2 protein-coding genes are annotated in these 1589 nt (G+C 47.7%); both read right to left on the reverse strand.

The annotated features are described in order from the left end of the window. Nucleotides 1-276 (reverse strand): transposase (locus tag BLP80_RS14855; protein WP_256325134.1); only part of this gene is annotated, 276 nt, incomplete at its 3' end. Between the two features lie 93 nt (nt 277-369). Further along, on the reverse strand, nt 370-1449 hold the full coding sequence (locus BLP80_RS14860) for an IS630 family transposase (protein ID WP_090544512.1): 1080 nt from the start codon (nt 1447-1449) through the stop codon (nt 370-372). Nucleotides 1450-1589 lie beyond the last annotated feature (140 nt).

The following is a 1589-nucleotide window of genomic DNA, read 5'->3' on the forward strand; positions in this document are numbered from 1 at the left end:
GAGATCCTGCCAGGCACTGCCGAAAATATGATTCGAATCGCCATGATGAAAATAACACTTGCAAAATGCGTCTAATGTTTTGCCAGACAGCTTCTTATAGATGGAATTCCAGCATCCAAAAACCTCGGGTAAGTCCCGCCACGGACAACCAACCCGCATTCGGTATAGCATACCCTCCACCGTCATGCACAGATTGCGCTTGTTATAAATCGCTTCTTGAAGCAGAATCTTCTCCAGCTTCGGCCAGAATTCATCGGTGAGCATCAGTCGGGGCATCGTAAACTCGTTTTGTGGGGGGGTGTAAAAATCTCTCAATATTACGAGTTTACTTCGATTTATGAAATACTTACCTCAAAACGTCAACAGACCCTAGTGTAACGTCCCCAACATTTCTTTAGCTCTGGTAACTTTAGCCAAGATTGCTTCTGGAGTGGCGGTCCATTGATATGGCTTGGGGTTAGCATTGCGATGTTCCAGGTACTGCTTGATCGTCGCCTCTAGTTCATCGACACTGCGAAATACGCCTCGGCGAATCTGCTCTTCGGTGATGTCCCGGAAGAAACGTTCGACCAAATTCACCCAGGAAGCTGAGGTGGGAGTGAAATGAAGGTGAAAGCGTGGATGTTTGGCCAGCCATTCTTTGACGTTCGGGTGCTTATGGGTGGCGTAGTTGTCGACAATCAAATGCACATCCAAGGTTTTGTCCGTCTGTGTATCGAGCTTCTTCAGAAATTTGAGAAATTCGTCGTTACGATGGTTTGGCAGACATTCGCCGATAACGGTTCCCTCGTGAACATTGAGAGCTGCAAACAGGGTAGTTGTTCCGTGGCGCTTGTAATCATGAGTCATGGTACCTGCCTTTCCTGGCTTGATAGGTAAACCTGGCTGAGTCCGATCCAAGGCCTGAATCTGGCTTTTCTCATCCACTGAAAACACGATTGCTTTTTCAGGTGGGTCTAAGTAAAGGCCAATCACATCTCGCAACTTCTCGGCAAATAATGGATCATTGGATACCTTAAAGCCCTTAACTCGGTGCGGTTTGAGTTTGTGCTCACGCCAAATCCGGTTCACCGACATCCTTGATACCCCGACTTGCTTGGCCATTGTGCGGCAACTCCAATGCGTGGCGGCAATCGGTTTGCCCGTCATCGTCAGTGTCAGTATCTCCTGTACTTTGTCTTGTGGTAGCGGTGGTTTCCCAGGTGCGCGCGTCTTCCCTTTTACCAACCCGTTAATGCCACACTCCAGATAGCGCTTGCGCCAGAGATTCAAAGTCGGATTGCTGGCATTAAGTAAACTCATTAACTCCTCAGTCGGTCTACCCTCAGCTGTCATCAATATGATCTTTGCTCGTAACTTTTGCTTTGGCCCAACAGCTCGACTCTTCAACCATCGCTGCAGGGTATTTTTGTCCTTATCACCCAGCGAAATTTTCATTGGCGTTCTCATAATCGCCAATTCTATATTTTCTAAATATTAGTAGGGGACGTTACACTAGCAATCGCCAGGAGTCTGCAGAAGATACGTTGGTCTGGTATCGCCAACGTGGCGAAGTTTCCGAGAACGGTATCAAAGAGCTAAAAATCGGC

Origin of the sequence: Nitrosomonas sp. Nm132 (assembly GCF_900100485.1) — a bacterium.
GTDB lineage: Bacteria > Pseudomonadota > Gammaproteobacteria > Burkholderiales > Nitrosomonadaceae > Nitrosomonas.